The organism is Pseudactinotalea sp. Z1732 (genome assembly GCF_049724975.1).
Classification (GTDB): Bacteria; Actinomycetota; Actinomycetes; order Actinomycetales; family Beutenbergiaceae; genus CALKWS01.
Genome location: NZ_JBMPQC010000008.1, coordinates 118,260 through 138,097, shown reverse-complemented (window position 1 = coordinate 138,097; position 19,838 = coordinate 118,260). Strand labels below are relative to the sequence as shown.

Annotated in this window: 13 protein-coding genes, 1 other RNA gene and 2 pseudogenes; 15 read left to right on the top strand and 1 reads right to left on the bottom strand. The window is 68.4% G+C overall.

The window, feature by feature from the left end:
• Positions 1-130: 130 nt before the first annotated feature.
• The 14 genes and pseudogenes from ACPL7H_RS14675 to ACPL7H_RS14610 form a co-directional block, all read left to right on the top strand.
• A pseudogene (locus tag ACPL7H_RS14675) lies at positions 131-1,201 on the top strand (IS256 family transposase); the annotation flags it as partial.
• Between the two features lie 115 nt (positions 1,202-1,316).
• Positions 1,317-2,297: pseudogene (locus tag ACPL7H_RS14670) on the top strand (IS1634 family transposase); the annotation flags it as partial.
• A 5-nt stretch (positions 2,298-2,302) separates the two neighbouring features.
• A complete protein-coding gene (locus ACPL7H_RS14665) occupies positions 2,303-2,758 on the top strand; it encodes a hypothetical protein (RefSeq protein WP_424797592.1) in 456 nt (151 codons plus the stop codon).
• Positions 2,759-3,489: 731 nt separating this feature from the next.
• The gene (locus ACPL7H_RS14660) at positions 3,490-4,005 is read left to right on the top strand and encodes a hypothetical protein (protein ID WP_424797591.1); all 516 of its coding nucleotides are present in this window, start codon (positions 3,490-3,492) and stop codon (positions 4,003-4,005) included.
• A 48-nt stretch (positions 4,006-4,053) separates the two neighbouring features.
• Positions 4,054-5,547: an aldehyde dehydrogenase family protein gene (locus ACPL7H_RS14655; RefSeq protein ID WP_424797590.1), complete on the top strand. Its 1,494-nt coding sequence runs from the start codon at positions 4,054-4,056 to the stop codon at positions 5,545-5,547.
• A gap of 78 nt (positions 5,548-5,625) precedes the next feature.
• Positions 5,626-7,353: a DUF4091 domain-containing protein gene (locus tag ACPL7H_RS14650; protein ID WP_424797589.1), complete on the top strand. Its 1,728-nt coding sequence runs from the start codon at positions 5,626-5,628 to the stop codon at positions 7,351-7,353.
• Positions 7,354-7,443: 90 nt separating this feature from the next.
• Positions 7,444-8,574, top strand: coding sequence for a peptide chain release factor 2 (gene prfB, locus ACPL7H_RS14645; RefSeq protein ID WP_424791574.1), 1,131 nt, complete (start codon positions 7,444-7,446; stop codon positions 8,572-8,574).
• A 345-nt stretch (positions 8,575-8,919) separates the two neighbouring features.
• Positions 8,920-9,609 (top strand): cell division ATP-binding protein FtsE, encoded by a 690-nt coding sequence (gene ftsE, locus ACPL7H_RS14640; RefSeq protein ID WP_424797588.1) that lies wholly within the window; start codon positions 8,920-8,922, stop codon positions 9,607-9,609.
• Positions 9,610-10,524 carry a permease-like cell division protein FtsX gene (gene ftsX, locus ACPL7H_RS14635; RefSeq protein ID WP_424797587.1) on the top strand — a complete coding sequence of 305 codons (915 nt, stop codon included), beginning with the start codon at positions 9,610-9,612 and terminating at the stop codon, positions 10,522-10,524.
• A gap of 1 nt (position 10,525) precedes the next feature.
• Positions 10,526-12,157 (top strand): peptidoglycan DD-metalloendopeptidase family protein, encoded by a 1,632-nt coding sequence (locus ACPL7H_RS14630; protein ID WP_424797586.1) that lies wholly within the window; start codon positions 10,526-10,528, stop codon positions 12,155-12,157.
• 249 nt (positions 12,158-12,406) lie between these two features.
• The gene (smpB, locus tag ACPL7H_RS14625) at positions 12,407-12,913 is read left to right on the top strand and encodes an SsrA-binding protein SmpB (RefSeq protein ID WP_424791578.1); all 507 of its coding nucleotides are present in this window, start codon (positions 12,407-12,409) and stop codon (positions 12,911-12,913) included.
• A gap of 61 nt (positions 12,914-12,974) precedes the next feature.
• Positions 12,975-14,939, top strand: coding sequence for a DUF2207 domain-containing protein (locus ACPL7H_RS14620; protein ID WP_424797585.1), 1,965 nt, complete (start codon positions 12,975-12,977; stop codon positions 14,937-14,939).
• 114 nt (positions 14,940-15,053) lie between these two features.
• Positions 15,054-15,421: a transfer-messenger RNA gene (gene ssrA, locus ACPL7H_RS14615) on the top strand.
• A gap of 134 nt (positions 15,422-15,555) precedes the next feature.
• Positions 15,556-16,764: a glycosyltransferase gene (locus ACPL7H_RS14610; protein ID WP_424797584.1), complete on the top strand. Its 1,209-nt coding sequence runs from the start codon at positions 15,556-15,558 to the stop codon at positions 16,762-16,764.
• A 51-nt stretch (positions 16,765-16,815) separates the two neighbouring features.
• On the opposite strand, the gene ACPL7H_RS14605 is transcribed toward ACPL7H_RS14610, so the two are convergent.
• Complete coding sequence (locus tag ACPL7H_RS14605) at positions 16,816-17,802, bottom strand: LacI family DNA-binding transcriptional regulator (RefSeq protein WP_424797583.1); 987 nt, start codon at positions 17,800-17,802, stop codon at positions 16,816-16,818.
• A gap of 316 nt (positions 17,803-18,118) precedes the next feature.
• Here ACPL7H_RS14605 and ACPL7H_RS14600 point away from each other — a divergent pair, with 316 nt between their 5' ends.
• Positions 18,119-19,777, top strand: a complete 1,659-nt coding sequence (locus ACPL7H_RS14600; RefSeq protein WP_424797582.1) for an extracellular solute-binding protein — start codon at positions 18,119-18,121, stop codon at positions 19,775-19,777.
• The last annotated feature ends 61 nt before the right edge of the window (positions 19,778-19,838 follow it).

Sequence of the window (19,838 nt, the reverse complement as noted above, 5' to 3'; positions counted from 1 at the left end):
TGCCCATCCAGTGCGTGGTGATCCTCGGTGGTCTTCGTCGTACTCGTGGTCTTCACGATGGTCTCCTCTCACTGGCTCCTCGCCAGCCTCGGGGATCCACCCCTTACACAGTCCAGTAGACACGCCCGCCCAGCGCAACGGCTACCGGCATCGGCCCCTCGATACCCGGGTGGGGACCATCGACATGGCCATCCCCAAGCTCAGATCGGGCACCTACTTTCCCGAGTGGCTGCTCGAGCGGCGCAAGCGTGCCGAGTCCGCGCTGATCACCGTGGTCGCTGACTGCTACCTCGCCGGAGTTTCCACCCGCCGGATGGACAAGCTGGTCAAGACCCTGGGCATCAACGCGCTGAGCAAGTCCCAGGTCTCACGCATGGCCAGCGACCTCGATGAGCACGTCGAGCAGTTCCGCCACCGACCGTTGGACCAGGCCGGCCCCTTCACGTTCGTGGCCGCCGATGCCCTGACTATGAAGGTCCGCGAGGGCGCACGCGTGATCAACGCCGTGGCGCTGGTGGCTACCGGCGTCAACGGTGACGGACACCGTGAAGCCCTGGGCCTGCGGGTGGCTACCTCGAAGACCGGTGCCGCCTGGAACGAGTTCTTCGCCGACCTGGTCGCCCGCGGGCTGGCCGGGGTGCGCCTGATCACCAGTGACGCCCATGCCGGGCTCAAGGACGCGATCACGGCGAACCTGCCCGGCGCGGTATGGCAGCGCTGCCGCACCCACTACGCCGCCAACCTGATGGCCATCACCCCCAAGTCGATGTGGCCGGCAGTCAAGGCCATGCTGCACTCGGTCTACGACGCCGCCAGCGTCAACGCCCAGTTCGACCGGCTCATCGACTACGTCACCGAGAAACTTCCCGCGGTCGCCGAGCACCTGGCCAACGCCCGCGAGGACATCTTGGCGTTCACGACCTTCCCCAAGGAGGCGTGGACCCAGATCTGGTCCAACAACCCCGCCGAGCGACTCAACCGCGAGATCCGCCGCCGCACCGACGCAGTGGGCATCTTCCCCAACCGGGAAGCAATCGTGCGCCTCGTAGGAGCCGTGCTAGCCGAACAGACCGATGAATGGGCCGAAGGCCGCCGCTACCTCGGACTCGACGTCCTAGCCCGCTGCCGACTCACCGCCATCGAGAACACCCGAAACGAGGTGACCACCGACCCCGACCCCAGACTCGAACTCAGCGCCTGAAAACCCGACCGAAGGAATCAGCCCCTACACCACTCCCGGGGACTTGACCCACGCCTGGAGCGCTGACCTGCGCCAACACCACCGCCAAGAGGGCAACATCGGCATAACCGCGACCTCGAAAGAACGACGGGTCGACCCCCAGATCGTGGTCGGGCTGCTGGTCGACCGCGGCGGGTTCCCCCTAGAGATCGGCTGTTTCGAGGGAAACCAGGCCGAGACGCACACGCTGTTGCCGATCATCCGCCAGTTCCAGGACCGCCACAGTATCGAGGACATGGTCATCGTGGCTGATGCCGGGATGCTCTCACAAACCAACCTGGAGGCGTTGGATGATGCGAATCTGCGGTTCATCGTCGGCTCCCGGGCAACCAAGGCCCCGGGGGACCTGGCTCGGCACTTTCGTTGGCATGGCGATGCCTTTGATGACGGGCAGGTGATCGACACCATCACTCCCCGCGGCGGCGGGACCAGGAAGCGCGACACCGCCAAGCGCGCTGAACCGGTCTGGGACCCGGTGAAACATCCCAAAGCCTGGCGGGCGATCTGGCAGTACTCACGCAAACGAGCCGCCCGAGACACCAAGACCATCACCAACCAGGAGAACCGGGCGCTGGCGATCATCAACGGCGAGGTGAGGCCGAAGAACGCCCGATTCGTCACCACCACCAAAGCCGGCCGGGAACTGGACACCGCCGCTCTGGCCCGCGCGAGGGGTCTTGTCGGGCTCAAGGGCTACCAGAGCAACATCCCCGTCGCCATGATGCCCGCGACGGAGGTCATTTCCAGTTATCACGACCTTTGGCAAGTTGAGGCTTCATTCCGAATGAGCAAGAGTGACCTGCAGGCCCGCCCGATATTCGCCAGAACCCGCGACTCCATCGAAGCCCACCTGAGCATCGTCTTCACGGCCCTGGCAGTGTCCCGGTTCATTCAGGACCGCACCGGCCTATCGATCAGAAAGATCGTCAAGCAACTACGCCCGCTGCGCTCGGCCACGGTCGCGATCAACGGCGCAACCCAGACCTTCCCACCGCTGATCCCACCCGAGATTCAGGACGTCCTCAACGCCATCGGCAGCGACAACCTCACGCACTAACCTGAATGAGCCAACTCAGGAGCAACAACTCCGGGGCTATGGGCGCCGCGCTATCGCGCCCGGTCGGCGAAACACCCGAGGTGCTCGCCCGGATCCGCCCCTATTGGTTCAGCCGGCACTTCGCCACTGAGGTACTGGCCGGCCGCCCGCTACCGGTGGATCAGCATCAATTGATCGCAGCGATCGCACCCCGGCCGGTATACGTGGCCAGTGCGAGCCAGGATCCGAACGCCGACCCGGAAGGAGAGCTTCTCTCCTGGCGCGAAGCGACCACGGTGTGGGAGCTCTACGCTCATCCCCGGCCCGACGGCGGGTTCCCGGAGCCGGGCGGCTCACGCGGCGGTGAGGGGGCGGCGCCGGTCGCCTACCACCTGCGTCCCGGCCCGCATTCGGTGGAGCGGTTCGACTGGGAACGGTGGCTGGACTCTCTTGACCGATGGGTCAGCGTGAAACAGACGTAGGTCGCGGCGGTGGCCGGACCGCACGACCTGTTCGCACAACGAGCCGCCGTGCCGAAGTACTGAGAATGAGGAGCGAAGATGGTGGTTTCCCCGCAGTCACAGGATCCGGTTTCGCCGGAGGTATGGCGCCGGGAGGTCCGCCCGGGGGTGCTGCAGTCCTTCGAACGTGAGGTGTATGGGCGGGCGCCGCAGGAACCTGTGGGTCTGGACTGGACGCTGCTGGAGGAAGGCGAGGTTGACGGGCGGCAGCGGCGGCAACTGTCCGTGACCCTGACCGGACCGGCCGGCAGGTGCACATTCGTGGTGCTGGTCCATCTGCCGCGGAGTTCGGCGCCCGCAGCGAAGCCGCCAGTGCCGGGCAAGGGGGCGCCCGCCGAATCGGTGCCGGACAGAGTGCCGGTGTTCCTGGGGCTGAACTTTGACGGCAACCACGCCAGTACCACGGACCCGGAGGTCATCCGACCCGGGGTGGACCCCGCGCCGGGCGATGTCGGCGAAGTGAATGGCGACGACCGTGACGACGCCGAAGCCCCACCTGAGCGTGGTTCCGCCGGCGCGGCCTGGCCGGTGCACCTGGCGACCGAACGCGGGTACGCGGTGATCACCGCACACTATCTGCAGACCGGTGCTGACCATCCCAACACCTTCGCGCAAGGGGTCATGGCAACTTTTGGGACAAGCACGATGGGCGGCCGCGACGACGGCGAGTGGGGCTCCATCAGCATGTGGGCGTGGCCGCATTGTGGGCCGGCGCCCAGGACGAACGTTTCGCCGGGGTCATCTCCAACAACTCGGGCCGCATGGGCGCGGCCCTGACCCGGCCAGTGGGAGAGGACCTGGCCAGAATGGGTGGGATCTTCCCGCACTGGTTCACCCCGGGCTTCCTGCGCCGCGTGGCCGCTGGCCAGCCATTACCGGTCGACCAGCACCAGTTGCTGGCCTGCATCGCCCCGAGAGCGTTGTATGTGACCAGCGCCAGCGAAGACCTCCATGCCGACCCTGAGGGTGAGTTCATCGCCTGGTACACGGCGGCAGCAGCGTGGGAGGGCGGCGCCGGTGGCGCTGCCCCCAGTTTCCCCGAGCCCGGGCAGGGCAGGACGATCGAGGGACTGCCCTTGGGCTACCACCTACGGCCCGGGGAGCACGCCGTCAAACCCTTCGACTGGGAGCACTGGTTGGACTTTCGCGACCGCCTGCGCAGCCGGGACCGCCATGAGCAGGCGTCGCGGACACCGGCGAACCAGTAGCGCAGACGACATTTGGCGCATCGCATCCCCACAAGGCAGGCTGGGACGATGAGCGCCACCACTACCTCGCACCCGATGTCGGAGGTGCTACGCCTGCAGCGCAGGGCCTTCCACCGTGACGGTCCCCCCGATGCGGCCACCCGGCGAGAGCGGATCGACCGGTTCGCCCGCGCCGTGGTCTCCCACTCCGACGAACTCGCCGAGGCGATCTCGGCCGACTTCGGCAACCGGCCCCCGATCCTGTCGCTGGTGGCCGACGTCACCGCCTTCGCCATGGAAGCTGAGACGCTGCGCGCGGGCCTGGGGCGGTGGATGCGCCGGCGCCCGGCCGGCAGCCGGGTGGGCTCGGCCGCGCTGCGCCTGGCCGGGATGCCCGCCTGGATCCAGCCCTCCCCGCTGGGCGTGGTGGGGGTCATGGGGGTGTGGAACTACCCGATCAACTTCTCCGCGGTTCCCGCAGTCAGCGCGCTAGCGGCGGGCAACCGGGTGATGATCAAGATGTCGGAGGAGGTGCCCCGGACCGCCGGGGTGTTCGCCAACGCGATCCATGACGCTTTCGACGTCGAGGAGGTCGCGGTGCTCACCGGGGACGTCCAGGTCTCCAAGGACTTCGCCGCTCTGGACCTGGACCACCTGCTGTTTACCGGTTCGGCGGCCACCGGTGCGCAGGTGATGGCCGCGGCCGCGGCGAACCTGACCCCGGTCACACTGGAACTGGGCGGGAAGAACCCGGTGGTGATCTCCGAGCACACCGCCGCCGACCGCAAGCGACTGCGCCGCGCCGCCGAGCGGGTGGCCCGCGCCCGCCTGATCAACGGCGGACAGACCTGCCTGTGTCCGGAGCGGGTGTACGTGCCGGAGGAGGCCACCCGGACGTTCGTGCAGGAGGTGTTCAACACCTGGGGCCGGGACCTGCCGGAATTGTTCGAGCGGGGGGAGGTCACCACGATCATTAACGAGGAGTCACACGAGCGGATCGAGGACCTGTTGGCCGACGCCGAGAACCACGGCGCCCAGGTGATCGGATCGGTGCGATCCGACGCCGAGGGCACCGACGCGATGCGCGCGGCCCGGCTGATCTCACCCACCGTGGTGCTGAACGTGACCCAGAAGATGCGCATCGACACCGAGGAGGTATTCGGTCCGGTGCTGCAGGTTCAGCCCTACCGGGACCTGGACCGGGTCCTGGATGACCTTGCCGAGCGGCCGGCGCCGTTGGTGGCGACGTGGTTCGGTCCGGACGACGGCGACTTCCGCACCTTCGTAGCCCGCACCCGTTCCGGAGGCGTGGCCCGCAACGACTTCGCCCTCACCAATGTGGTGCCGGGCACCCCGTTCGGTGGTGTGGGCGCCTCCGGCATCGGTCACCATCACGGCAAGTTCGGGTTCGACCGGTTCTCCCACCTGCGCACCGTCGGTGGGTCCAACCTGCCGGTCTCGGTGGCACGACTGCTCGGCGGGCCCGGGGACACCCGGGTGAGCCAGGTGGTGCGCGGCGGTCTGGACGCCTACAGCCGCGTGCTGGGGCGCCGGCTGCGCTGAGGCTGGGATCGGGGGCGACGCACCGCCACCCGGGCCGGTTGTCGCCGCTTCATTTTGCGAGCCCTTACGGTGGCAGTTATGACCGAGGCAGATAGGACCGAGGCAGCGATGACCGGGTCGATCCGGCGCACCCACCCCTACCCCAGACCGGACTGGACCTTCGTCCGCGCCGATGCGTTGACCAAGGTGTTCCCCGACGACGTGCCACCGGCTGCCGCGCAGGACGAACTCAGCGGGTTCCTCGGGGAGACCCTCTCGTTCCAGGTGGCCTACCTCCCGCCCGCCCATGGCAGTGGAGGCGGGGACCGCATCCGGGTCGAGGTGGACGAGGCGTCCGCTCCGTTCACCGTTGTGAGCACGGTCGAACTGGTCCCGGTGACGTTGGCGGCCTTCGACGGACACGATGCCGGGTACCTGCGAGACGCGCCGGGGTTGTACCCGGACCTGCTCAAGCCACTTCCGGACGGTGCCCTGGTGCGGCCGTTGACCGCGTCCTGGGGTGCCCTCTGGTTCGACGTCCGCATCGACGAGGCCGAGCACGCAGGTTCGCGCACCGTGGGCGTGCGGATCGTGCGGGAGTCCGACTCCCAGGTGCTGTACCAGGTCGATGTGCCCGTGCAGGTGCACCCGGTGGACCTACCGGCCTTGGACATCATCAACACCCATTGGCTCCATGCTGACTGCCTGGCCGACTACTACGGGGTCGAGGCCTTCAGTGCCGAGCACTGGGAGCGCCTGGAGGCGTTCATCGGCGCCGCCGCACGGATGCGCGTGACCTCCCTGCTCACTCCGACCTGGACGCCGCCCCTGGACACGGCCGTGGGCGGCACCCGGACTCCGGTGCAACTCGTCGGCATCGCCGACGACGGCAACGGGTACGCCTTCGACTTCTCCCGTCTGGGTCGGTGGCTGGCGTTGTGTCGCAAGCACGGCATCACCACCGTCGAGATCGCGCATCTGTTCACCCAGTGGGGGGCCAAGGCGACTCCGGCGATCTACGTGGACACCCCCAGTGGTCGGGAGCGCCGTTTCGGCTGGCACGTGCCGGCCACCGACCCGCGGTACCGAGATCTGCTGGAGCAACTGCTGCCGGCGCTGCGCGCCTACCTGGACCAGGAGTGGCCGGAGGGATCAGTACTGTGGCACATCAGCGATGAGCCGCACCCGGCAGACCGCGACACCTACCTCGCGGCCCGGGAGGTGGTCCACGACCTGCTCGCCGGTGCGGACGTGGCCGACGCCCTCAGCGACTTTGACTTCGTCGATGCCGTCGCCATCCCGATCGTGGCCACCGATGCGGTGGAACCGTTTCGCGCCGCGGGGATGAACCCCTTCGTCTACTACTGCGTCTCCCAGCACACCGACGTGGCCAACCGGTTCATCGCGATGCCCTCGGTGCGCAACCGCGTCCTCGGCCGGCAGTTGTTCGTGAACCGGGCGCCCGGTTTCCTGCACTGGGGCTTCAACTTCTGGAACACCCAGTTCTCGCTCGGTTCCCTCGATCCGTTCGCCGACACCTGCGCGGGCGGGGCGTTCCCCGGTGGGGACGCCTCCATCGTGTACCCGGCGCCGGACGGGACGGCCTGGCCGTCGGTGCGGTACCGGGTGTTCACCCAGGGGATGGATGACCATCGGGCCCTGCAGTTGCTGCGCGACCTCACCGATCACGACACGGCGGCGAGTTACGTGGACCAAGGTGGTGAACTCAGTTACTCCCGGTTCGACTACGACCGGCGCGCGCACCTGAACGCACGGCGAGCAGTCGACGAGCGGATCCTGGCCGAACTAGCGGCACCGTCGAAGTAGCCGCACGGCCGAACCCGCCGGCCGCGTCCGCCGGGGTGAACCTGCGGTGGGATGGGTGCCGCGGGGGTGCTGATCGCGTAACCTCGAGGTGTGGCCACTGACTTTCCCAGCGAGATCGCCGACCTCCGCTCTACGCTCGCCTCGATCGAGGCGGTGAGCGATCCGGACGCCCTGCGCGCCCGGATCGCCGACTTGTCCGAGCAGGCCACGGCCCCGGACCTGTGGGACGACCAGGACAAGGCCCAGGCCGTGACCAGTCAGCTCTCCTACGCCCAGGGGGAACTGGAGCGGATGACCAAGTTGGAGACCCGGATCGACGACCTGGGGGCTTTGGTGGAACTGGCCGAGGAGGAGGCCGACGCCGACACCCTCGCCGAGGCCGAGGCCGAACTGACCGCGATCAGAGACACGCTGTCCGAGCTCGAGATCCGCACGCTGTTGTCCGGGGAGTACGACCAGCGCGAAGCGGTCATCACCATCCGCGCCGGGGCCGGCGGTGTGGACGCGGCTGATTTCGCCGAGATGCTCATGCGCATGTACCTGCGCTGGGCTGAACGCAAGGGCTACCCCACCGCGGTGCTGGACACCTCCTACGCCGAGGAGGCAGGGCTGAAGTCGGCCACTTTCGAGGTAAAGGTTCCCTACGCCTACGGCACCTTGTCGGTGGAAGCAGGCACCCACCGGCTGGTCCGGATCTCCCCGTTCGACAACCAGGGACGACGCCAGACCTCCTTCGCCGCGGTCGAAGTGATCCCGCTGATCGAGAAGACCGACCACATCGATATCCCCGAGAACGAGATCAAGGTGGACGTCTACCGCTCCTCCGGTCCGGGTGGGCAGAGCGTGAACACCACCGACTCCGCGGTCCGGATGACGCACATCCCCACCGGGATCGTGGTGTCGATGCAGAACGAGAAGTCCCAGATCCAGAACCGGGCCGCGGCGCTGCGGGTGCTGCAGTCCCGGCTGTTGCTGCAGCGACAGCAGGAGGAGAACGCCGCCCAGAAGGCGATGGCCGGGGACGTCAAGGCCTCCTGGGGGGATCAGATGCGCTCCTACGTGCTGCAGCCGTACCAGATGGTCAAGGATCTGCGCACCGAGCACGAGGCGGGCAACCCGTCATCGGTGTTCGACGGCGACATCGACGGATTCATCGACGCCGGCATCCGCTGGCGCAAGAACACCCAAACGGCAGCCGCGGCCTCCGCCGCCAACGCCTGAGTTAACGGCCCCACCCCCACCCCCCACCCCCCCCCCCCCCCCGGCCCCCCCGGCCCCCCGGCCCCGTCGAAGCCAGCATTGTTCGGCTCAACCGGCTGCCTCGGCCGACTAATGCTGACTTCGGCGTCTTGAGTTGCGACGTCGGCGACGGCTGGGGGTGAGGTGCCTCACGCCGTCGGGCGTGTTCGCTGATCGGAGGCCATCTACGGCCGGAGTGGGGCATTGCTGGGGCCAGCCCGGCGTGTCATCCGTCGATGTGGCGCGGGCCCTTCCTATGGTGCCAATGGCCAGGTATAACGCTTTCCCCGGTTTGCCCTACTGTCGAGACTGGCCGGAATTGCCCTCGTGATCCGTTTCCAGAAGGTCTCCAAGGTCTACGCCCGCGGGGCTCGGCCTGCACTGGACCGAATCGAACTGGAGGTCGAGCGCGGGGAGTTCCTGTTCCTCGTGGGTGCCTCCGGTTCGGGTAAGTCGACGTTCCTACGCCTGGTGCTGCGCGAGGAGCGCCCCACCAACGGCAAGGTATTCGTCGCAGGCAAGGACCTGTCCAAGATCTCCCAATGGAAGGTCCCGCACCTGCGCCGCACCATCGGCACGGTCTTCCAGGACTTCCGGTTGCTGCAGTCCAAGTCCGTGTTCGAGAACGTGGCGCTGGCGCTGCAGGTGATCGGTAAACCCCGCCACCACGTGATGTCCACGGTGCCCGAAACCCTCGATCTGGTCGGCCTGGCCGGCAAGGAACGACGTCTGCCGACCGAGTTGTCCGGTGGGGAGCAGCAGCGGGTGGCGATCGCGCGGGCGTTCGTGAACCGGCCGGCGATCCTGCTGGCCGACGAGCCGACCGGGAACCTGGACCCCTCCACCTCGGTCGGGATCATGCGGCTGCTGGACCGGATCAACCGCACCGGCACCACGATCGTGATGGCCACCCACGACGACGAGATCGTGGACCAGATGCGTAAACGAGTCGTGGAACTGGTCGATGGGCAGATGGTGCGCGACCAGGCCAGAGGCGTCTACGGGGCGGAGCGTTAGATGAGACTCCGCTTCGTTCTCTCCCAGTGTTTCCAGGGCCTGCGCGCGAACCTGGCGATGGCGGTGTCGGTGATGCTGGTGACCTTCGTGTCACTGACCTTCGTGGGCGCGGCCGTGCTGGTGCAGATGCAGATCGCCAACATGAAGGACGACTGGTACGACGCCGTGGAGGTCTCGGTGTTCCTGTGCCCGGAGTCCTCCTCGGTGCCTACCTGCGCCTCCGGCGAGGTGTCCGATGAGCAGGCCGCCGAGGTCCTCGGTGTGTTGGAGTCGGAGGCGTTGAGCCCGTACGTGCAGGAGGTGTACACCGAGACCAAGGAGGAGGCCCACGAGGCCTTCCAGGATCAGTTCGGTGAGCAGGACTGGGCCAGCCGCGTCTCCGCGGACCAGATGCAGATGTCCTATCGGGTGTCCCTGCACGACCCGGAGCAGTACCAGGTGGTGGCCGATGAGGTCTCGGGCCGGCCCGGGGTGGAGTCGGTGGTGGATCAGCGCGCCATCCTGGAGCCGCTGTTCCTGGTCCTGAACCGGGTCACCGCCCTGGCCGCCGGGCTTGCCGGCGTCATGACGCTGACCGCGGTGCTGCTGATCACCACCACGATCCGGCTCTCGGCGATGAGCAGGTCCAAGGAGACCTCGATCATGCGCCTGGTGGGCGCCTCGAACTTCTTCATCCAACTGCCCTTCATGCTCGAAGGTGCCATCGCCGCACTGGCTGGGGCAGCGCTGGCGATCAGTGGGTTGTGGCTGGGCGCGAACTACCTGATCGAGGGGTGGTTGGCCGAGTCGTTCGTCTGGGTGAACTTCGTCGGTACTTCGGATGTGTGGACGATCGCGCCGTTGCTGGTTGGGATCGGGATTCTCCTTGCCGCTGTCAGTTCACTGGTCAGCCTGAGCCGATACACGAAGGTGTGAGATGTCTGCGCAGATGAGTTCTCCCGTTCCGAAGACCTCGAAAGCGGATACCCCGAGCCCGAGCGGCTCGAGCCCGAGCGCCTCGAGCCCGTTGACGGCGTTCCGCGCCCGGGTAGCGCAGTGGCCCACCCGGGTGCGGGGAATCTCCGCCCGGATGCTGGCCATGTGGCTGGCGGTGGTGGTGGGGGCGCTGGCCTTCGCCGTGCCCGCCCAGGCGGACCGGCTCGGCGAACTGCGCGACTCCCGATCGGAACTGGAGCAGCAGCAGCAGGAGAACCAGCGCGAGCACGAAGAGGTCACCTCCGCCCTGGAGGGCACCAACGTGGACCTGGCCGAGACCTACCTCGAACTGGACTCGATCAACCGGCGTCTGCCCATCGCCGAAGCCGAACTGGTGCAGGCCAACGAGGAACTGGCCGCAGCCGAGCGGCACCGGGACTCGGTCCAGGGCCGCCTTGAGGTGGCCCAGGCCCAGCAGGCGGATCTGAGCGCGGAGATCGCCACGGGTGAGGAGGAGATCGTCGGCACCGAATCAGCGATGGGGGAGGTCGCCCGGTCCACCTACCGCGGCGGGCCGGGGATCAGCGCGATCACTGTGGTGCTCGATGCCTCCAGCCCCTCGGAGTTCGCCAACCAGTACTCGGTGATGAACTCGGCGATGCGTACCCAGAACCAGGCACTGGTGGACCTGGAGAACCTCTCGGCCGTGAACCGCAACCGCCAGGTCCGGCTGGAGGCGGTGGAAGCCCGGATCGACGACCTGCACGTGGAGGCCCAGGAGGCCGTGGCGGCCGCCGACGTCGCCCGCCAGGAGGCCCAGGACCTGGTGGTGGAGATCGAAGGGCTGAAGGCCGACCAGGAGGCCCGTGCGGCCGAACTGGAGGATCTGTCCGAGCAGTTCGAGTCCGAGCAGGCCAACCTGGAGGCTGAGAACGAGGCTCTGGCCTCCGAGATCGCTGAGATACAGGCTGCGGAGGCCGCCGAGCGGGAGCGGCAGCGACGGATCGAGCGAGAGCGTCAGGAGCGGGAGCGTCAGGAGCGGGAGCGGGCCGAGCGGGAGCGCCAGGAGCGGGAGCGGGCCGAGCGGGAGCGCCAGCAGCAACAATCCAGCCGCAGTTCGGGTTCGTCCGGGGGCGGTTCCGGCTCTGGTGGCTCCTCGGGCGGTTCGTCCAGTTCCGGTGGTTCGTCCAGTTCGGGTGGTTCCTCCGGTTCCTCCTCGAACCAGATCTTCATCCGCCCCGTGACCGGCACGTGGCACGTGACGTCCAGTTACGGCTACCGCATCTACCCGATCACGGGCGGGCGCTTCTTCCATCGTGGCGTTGACCTGCGCTCCCACTGCGGTGAGGCCCAGCGCGCCACGGCCGCCGGCACCGTGGTGGCGGTGCGGCCCGCGCGTGGCAATGGCACGCACGGCAACCAGGTGATGATCAACCATGGGGTGATCGGCGGGAACTCCTACGTGACCGTGACCAACCACCTGTCCCGATTCGCCGTCAGCCAGGGACAGCGGGTCTCCCAGGGGCAGGTCATCGGTTACACCGGGCTCACCGGGGCCGTGACCGGCTGCCACGTGCACTACGAGATCTGGCGTAACGGCTCCACCATCAACCCAATGTCGATGCTGCCCTGACCCAGGAATCCCGCCCCGCCCCGCCACCCCGCCTCTCTGTCACGCCGCCGGCCGTCGCAGACCTGGGCCGAGGGCGAGCCTCGCAGCCCAGGGCGAGAGTTGTGTGGCTCGCCCTCGGCGGGCAGGCTCGCCCTCGGCGACTGTAGCGGCGGCGGGTGGCGGGCTGCGGGGCCTCTTATGGGTTTCGCACGGCGTCGGTCGGTGGACTAGCCTGACCAAGCCGGAGAAGCGGGCGGAGGTGAGGCAGCGATGAGCAGCAAGAACAAGGGCGCCAAGAAGAAGGCGAAGGACCCTGCGGACGAGCGCACCCTCATCGCCAGCAACCGCCGCGCGCGGCATGACTTCCACATCGACGAGACCTTCGAAGCAGGCATTGCCCTGACCGGCACCGAGGTCAAGGCGCTGCGGGCCGGGCGGGCCTCCCTCACCGACGGCTGGGTGAACGTCGACCGCGGCGAGGCCTGGCTGGAGGGCGTGCACATCGCCGAGTACGCCCAAGGCACCTGGACCAACCACGCCCCTCGCCGTCGCCGGAAACTCCTGCTGCACCGCGAGCAGATCGACAAGCTGGCCGCCAAGACACGGGAGAAGGGCCACACCATCGTGCCCTTGAGGCTGTACTTCCTGCGCGGCCGGGCCAAGGTCGAGATCGCCCTGGCCCGTGGAAAGCGCGAGTGGGACAAGAGGCACGCGCTCCGGGAGAAGCAGGATGCCCGCGAGGCCGAGCGTGCGATGAGTCTGCGGCAGAGCCGCTGACGTGCCCGACGCCGTGATGCGGGTTGCTCTGTCACGTCCGGCCGGCCGTGGTCCGGCGCGCGTGTGGATCCTCACCCTGCTGGGGGCTGCCGTGCTGGCCCTCCCGGCCCTGTTCGCCCCGCCGGCCCATGCCGCCGAGGACGAGTGGTCCATCACCCGCTACGAGGTCGATGCCCAGTTCGATGCCGACGGCGTGGCGCAGGTGCAGGTCGATCTCGAGTTCGACTTCGGTGCCGAGGAGGCCCACGGTCCCTATCTGACCTTCGTGGACCGCCAACCCATCGACGACGACCCGGACCACTACCGGGTGCTGGAGTACTCCGGCTTCGAGGCCACCTCGCCCTCGGGGGCTTCCGCCGACGTGCGGGTGGAGGACGCCGAGAACGCCGTCGCGGTCTATATCGGTGATGAGGACGTCGAGATCACCGGCCTGCAGCGCTACACGCTGAACTATCGGGTGGACGGGATCGCGGTCTCCGGGGTGGGGTCCCAGGGGCAGGACGAGATCTACTGGCAGGTGATCGGCCAGGACTTCGAGGTGCCGCTCGCGCAGATCCGCATCACCGTGTCCGCCGCCGAAGCGCCCGAGGAGGCAGCCTGCTGGGCCGGGGACCCCGGTTCGGACATCGAGTGCTCGGCCACGGTGGTCGGCGCCGAGGGGGCCGAGTTGCATCAGGGACTGTTGCATCCCGGTCAGCCGATGTCGGTGGCGGTGCAGTTTCCCGCCGGCACCTTCGGTGGCGCCCAGCCGATCCTGACCACCCGGCACACCTTCGCCAACACGATGGGACTGACACGGGCCACCGGGCTGGGCGCGGCCGGGGCCACTCTGTTCGGTGTCGGCCTCGTGGTGCTCGTGGCACGCGGGCGCGGTCGCGATGAGCAATACCTGGGCGTGACGCCCGGCCTCACCCCGGCACGCACCCGTGGCACCGTCCGCCTGGATGGCGATGGCAGCGATGGCGGTACCCGTGATGACAGTGCCCGCCATCACGGTGCTGCCGGGGCTCGCAGTGCTGCCGGGGCTGGCGCAACTGCCCCCGGGGCCACCGCAACCGAGCCCGACGACGAGGCCGTGGGTCCGCGCCGCGGCGGCCCGATCGCGGTGCAGTTCCAACCCCCGGCCGGGGTGCGCCCGGGGGAGATGGGCACACTGGCCGATGAGGTCGCCGATCCCCACGATGTCACCGCCACCATCGTGGACCTGGCAGTGCGTGGATACTTCCGGATCGAGGAGTACGCAGGCGACGACGAAACCCAGCAGTGGCGCCTCACCCGCCCCGAGCGTGCCCCCGAGTTGAACCATCCGGATCTGCTCGCCTATGAGCGCGACGTACTCACCACTCTCTTCCCCGGCCAGGAGCGCACGGTGGAGTTGCGGGAGATTGCCGGGGAGTTCTCCGCGATGCGCTCGCAGTTGCAGCAGGACCTGTATGCGGAGGTGACCGAGCGCGGCTGGTTCCGCACCTCCCCGGCCCAGGTGCGCACGCGCTGGTGGCTGGCCGCCATCGGCCTCTTCGTCGCCGGAATCGTGCTGGGCCTCGTCCTGGCCTTCACCCTCGGACTGGGCGTGCTGGGGCTCCCGGTCATCGCCACCGCGGTCGCGGTGGCCGCAGCCGCCCCCTACGCCCCGGCGCGCACGGCGTCCGGAACCGCGGTGCTGGTGCAGTCGCTGGGCTTCAAGAAGTACCTGGAGACCGCGGAGGCGAACCAGTTGCGGTTCGAGGAGGACGAGGACATCTTCTCCCGCTACCTGCCCTTCGCGATCGCCTTCGAGGTGACCGAGCGCTGGGCAAAGGTCTTTGAGGACATCGCCCGCAGCGGCGAGCCGGTGCCCGAGCCGGCTTGGTACTCCGGGCCGGCACTGGGCTCGGCGTACTGGGCCGGTGCCCTCGGTGCGTCGATGGCCTCCTTCTCCTCGGCCGCCGACGCGGCCGTGGTCTCCGCCGGCACCGGTGGTTCCGCCATCTCCGGCGGCGGCTTCGCCGGTGGCGGCGCCGGCGGCGGTGGCGGCGGGGGTTGGTAGTCCCGCCAGGGGCCCGCGCTGCGCGGGAATAGGTTCGCCGCCCCCGTGGTTATCCCTCTAGACTGGTGCCGCTGGCTCGCGCTTGCGCACTGGTCGGTGCAGAACAATTCCACAGGGGGTGATCGGTTTCGACGACGGTTGTCGTTCCAGGGGAAGCGAGTCGAGGATGCAAGGTCATCTCGTCAACGCTCCTTGCAAACCAATAGGTGCTGATTCCAAGCGCACCGACTTCGCACTCGCCGCCTGAGCGAGTCCTGAAGTCCGTCAGCCCGGGCTAGCTCTCGTCCCGGATCCTGGCGTCGACTAGAGAGCCACTGCTGGTAGTCCTCGTCACCGGGGCTACTGGGACACTCAGGTGACTGGGCCTGTCAGCGACTTGTCTGCGTGAGCGCTGGGGCCGAGAAAATCGATAGCAGACTGCACTCGGAGAAGCCCTGGGTCCTCACTGTCGGACGCGGGTTCAATTCCCGCCACCTCCACCCCTCGAGAAGGCCGGATCCACCTGGATCCGGCCTTCTTGTTCTGTTCCCACGTGGACCCGCGAGGCAGCCCCGGAGGTCTGTGGAACCCGCCTCGATTGGGCCGAAGCCGTGGTGGGCAGGCATAATCTGAACACATGCCGTCCGGAGCGCTGCGGCTTGCGCTGATCAGCCTGCACACCTCGCCGTTGGCCGACGTCGGGTCCGGCGACGCCGGGGGCATGAACGTGATGCTGCGGCACAGCGCCGACGCGCTCGCGGGCCTGGGACACCAGGTGGAGATCTTCACCCGACGGGCCGCCGCGGATCTCCCGGACCGCCTGGAACTACCCAGCGGTGTGGTGGTCCATCACCTCACCGCCGGCCCGCCCGCCCCGGCCGGCAAACGTGAGCACGAGGACTTCATCGCCCCCTTCGGTGCGGCGCTGGCCGCGCAGTGGAGCGACTGGGACATCGTGCACTCCCACCACTGGTTCTCCGGGATGGCCGCCCAGCCCCTCGCCGTCGACCATGGCCGCCCGCACGTGCAGACCTACCACTCCATTGCCGCGCCCAACGGGCGCCCGCTCGGCGAGGGTGAACCACCGGAGGGTCCCGGGAGGATCGACGGCGAACGTCACCTAGCGAAGACCAGCGACGCCGTGCTCGCGGTCAGCCACGCCGAGGCCGCCACGGTCACCGGCCGCCTGGGCGCCGACGGCCAGCGGGTGTTCGTGGTACCGCCGGGGGTGGATGTGGAACTGTTCCACCCCATCGAGGGCGAGCCTCGCTCCACCCTGGTGCTGGCAGCCCGGCTCGAACCGCTCAAGGGCGTGGACCTGGCGATCCGCGCCCTGGCTCTGCTGCCTGCGCAGATCCGACCGGACCTGCACGTGCTCGGAGCGCCCTCGGGCGCCTACCCAGGCTATGACGAGGAGTTGCGGGCCCTCGCCGCCGAACTCGGCGTGGCGACCCGGTTGCAGTTCAACGGCGCGGTCGCCCGGGCCCGGCTCGCACGCTGCTTCGCCACCGCTCGTGCGGTGCTGGTGCCCTCGCACTCCGAGAGTTACGGGCTCACCGCGCTGGAGGCCTCGGCCTGCGGGGTCCCGGTGATCGCCTCCGGCGCCGGGGGGCTGCGCGAGGCGGTCCACGACGGCGTCACCGGCCTGATCGTGCCCAGCCGCGACCCGCAGCACTGGGCCGATGCGATCGCAGGGATGCTCACCGATCCGGACCGCGCTGCCGCGCTGGGACAACAGGGCCGCGAACTGGCGCTGCGCCGCACCTGGCGGGCCACCGCGCAAGGCTGGGAGCGGGTCTACCGGCGCCTCCTGGGTGCGGGCACGCCCACAACAGGGCTGGGCTGACCGCCGCGCTGGGTAGCCACCGATCCGGGTCTTGCGACCGCAACTGGGCCGTCAACGGGTGGAGCCACGCACCATCAGGGACACCGGGCTGACGATGTGTTCCGCGGGCACCTCATCCCCGGCGATGCGCTGCTCCAGGAGCCGCATCGCCTCACCGGTGACGAACTCGTGGTTGGGATCGATGCTGGTCAGGCCCGGGTGTAGGTAGTCCGAGATCGCGAGGTTGTCGAAGCCGGCCACCTGGGCGCGATCGGGGATGCTCACGCCGTGATCCCAGAGCGCCGACATCGCGCCGAGCGCGAGCATGTCCGTGACGGCGAAGACCGCGTCGAAGGCCAGGCCCTCACCGAGCACGCCGCGCATCGCCTCCCGGGCGTCGTGCATCGTGTAGTCGCCCAACGGCACGATCAACCGGGGGTCGACGGCGAGACCGGCCTCGGCATGGGCGGCCTCCCACCCGGCGCGCCGGGAGGAGGAGATCCCGGCGTCCTCCTGCGCCGAACCGCCCAGCACGATGACGCGGCGCGCGCCGTTGGCGAGCATGTGTGCGGTGGCCAGCCGGGCGCCGTCCTCGTTGGCGAGCCGGATGTGATCGACCGACCTCGGCATCGTCCGCTCACCGAGCAACACCAGTGGAACCCGGTGGCGGGCCTTCTCGATGTCCTCATGGCTGAGGCCGACGGTGGACAGCACCACGCCGTCGAACATCCGCAGCCGGGGCAGGGCGACCGCTTCCAGCTCGCTCTCGGTGCGCGCGCTGGTGCGTTCCAGCACCAGATGCCGGCCGGTGGCCTCGACGTGGATGGCCAGCTCATCAGCGATGTCACTGAAGTAGTCGTGGAAACTCGGCGCGATGAAGGCGATTGCGTTCGAGCGCCCGACGCGGAGGTGGCGAGCGGTCAGGTTGACCTGGTACCCGAGTTCCTCGGCGACCAGGTGGATCCTGGCGCGGGTCTCGGGGGACACCCGGCCGCGGTTGGTCAACGCGTTCGAGACGGTCGCCACCGTGACGCCGGTGCGCTGAGCGATATCGCTCATGGTGACCATGGTGAACCTCCGAGCGCCGATTGTCGCAGATTTTCCGAGGCGCATTGACGGGGGCGCCCCCTCATGCCACACTCTACGTGCTTGATCGATTAATCACGTGCGATCCCAACGATGCGAGAGAGGGCTACCGAACGCGCGCAGAATCGACGCCGTACAGAACGTCACCGGCGCAGGTGCCGGAGACCGCCGGATCGAGGCTTGCCCGAGCCGGCATTCCACACCAGGCCCCGGGCCCTTGTCCGCGGTCCTGACTCGAAGGAGAGGGAGACAGATGTCATCAGAGGCAACATCGTTTCGGCGCAAGCGCGTGAGTGCAGTCGGCGCCGCAACCCTGGCCGCGGTTCTCGGGCTGGCCGCGTGCGGCGGTGGGAACGGCGACACCACGTCCGATCCGGGAAGCGGAGAGGGGGCCGAGGGCACCGGGGCCGCCGCGGGCGGACTTCAGTGCTCCTCGGAGAGCGTTGCCGACGAGCAATGGAGTGCCGCCGAGCCGGTCACCTTCTCCATGCTGTGGACCGACTGGCCGGAGAACCCGATCACCGACGACTGGATCCTCTTCGATGAGATCGCCGAGCGCACGAACGTGACGCTGGAGCTGACCAACATGTCCTTCAGTGACGCCGAGGAGCGGCGCAGCCTGTTGATCAGCGCCGGTGACGCGCCGCAGATCATCCCGCTCATCTACACCGGCGACGAGCGCCAGTACGCGGCCTCCGGTGCCGTGGTCCCGTTGAGTGACTACTCCGACTACATGCCCAACTTCACCAAGTACGTGCAGGAGTGGGAACTGGAAGACATGGTGGAGAACCTGCGCCAGGCCGACGGCAGGTACTACATGACGCCGGGGCTGCAGGAGGTCTCCGTGCCGGTCTTCACGCTCATCATCCGCGAGGACATCTTCGACGAGGTGGGCGCTCCGGCGCCGGAGACCTGGGCGGACCTGCGCGAGGGCCTGGAGTTGATCAAGGAGGCCTATCCGGACAGTCGGCCCCTCGCTGACGGATTCGAGGGCCACTCGATGTGGAACTACGCCTCGCACGCCTTCGGGACCGTAGCGGGCTGGGGGTTCGGCACCGGGATGTGGTTCGACGAGGACGCCGATGAGTTCGTCTACGCTCCCACCACCGACGGATACCGGGAGATGGTCACCTACTTCCACGACCTGGCCGACGACGGGCTGCTGGACACCGAATCGCTGACCGACGCCAACGACGGCATGGGCACGGTCACGGAGAAGTTCGCATCGGAGCAGGTGTTCGCTGCCTCGGGTGCTTCCGGCACCGTGCAGGAGTTCGCCCAAGCCCTCGATGCGGCCGGCGTCACCGACTACGAACTCACCCAGATCGCCCCGCCCGGCGGCCCCGCCGGGCAAGTCGTGGAGCCGCGCAACTTCTGGAACGGCTTCATGCTGTCCTCACACGCGGCCGAGGATGAGAACTTCTGCGACCTGTTGCACTTCGTCGACTGGCTGTACTACAACCCCGAGGCCCGCGAGATGCTGCAGTGGGGCATCGAGGGTGAGCACTACACCAAGGACGACGACGGCACCATCACGCTGAACCCCGAGTACTCCTTGGAGTCCTTCAACATCAACGTCGGCGCCGAGACCGACATCGGCGACCTCGGCTTCGGCAACGACGTGCTCGCCGGCTCGACCGAGTCCCGGGCGCTGAAGGAGTCCTACAACGCCCCGGAGTTCGTGGACTACATCGACACGGTGCTGTCCACCCGCACCCCACGCGACCCGTTCCCGAACGCCCCGCTGACCGAGGCGCAACTGGAGCAGGCCGCGCTGTGGGGTACCCCCCTGAAGGACACCGTGGACACCGCGACCCTGGCGTTCATCATCGGCCAGCGTGACCTGTCCGAGTGGGACGCGTTCCTGGGCCAGTTGGAGTCCCAGGGGCTCTCCAGTTACGAGGACCTCATCAACGAGGCCCGCGAGAACGCCGAGAACGCGGGCTGACACGCACCGTTTGCCGGTGGGCCGGCGGCACCACGCCGCCGGCCCACCGACCTCGGTCAAC